The organism is Pseudomonas sp. K5002 (assembly GCF_013386655.1).
GTDB lineage: Bacteria > Pseudomonadota > Gammaproteobacteria > Pseudomonadales > Pseudomonadaceae > Aquipseudomonas.
Window position 1 is genome coordinate 1 of sequence record NZ_JACARK010001211.1, and the last position, 448, is coordinate 448.

1 protein-coding gene is annotated in these 448 nt (G+C 64.1%); it reads right to left on the minus strand.

Features of this window, described 5'->3' with window-relative positions; translation table 11 throughout:
• The coding region (locus HX846_RS35010; RefSeq protein ID WP_178967234.1) for an isocitrate lyase/phosphoenolpyruvate mutase family protein at positions 1-448 on the minus strand (448 nt) is incomplete at both ends.

Here is a 448-nt window from a genome sequence, read left to right on the forward strand (position 1 = left end):
GGCCCAGGCCAGCACGTTGACCGGCAAGTTGGTCGCCTGGCAGAGCTGCTGGATTTCGTGCTCCAGGTGGATGCCGGCGGCAAACAGCCCGTCGGCGCCTGCGCCCTGGTACAACGCGGCGCGCTTGAGGAGTTCTTCAAGGCGCTGTGGCTCCGGGGCCAATCCTTTCAAATACACGTCGCTGCGGGCATTGATAAACAGCTTCACGCCACAGTTGTCCGCCACACGACGGGCGACTTCGATCTTGCGGGCCAGCAGTTCAGGCGTGCCGGCACCGTCCTCGATGTTAATCCCGACGGCACCGGCGTCGATCACCGCCTTGATCACCCGGCCCACGTGCTCCGGGTCGTCGGAATAACCGGCCTCGATGTCCACGCTCAGCGGCACATTGATGACGCGGGCGATGGACTGCACGGTGCTCACCAGCAACGGCAGAGGCAGTTGATTG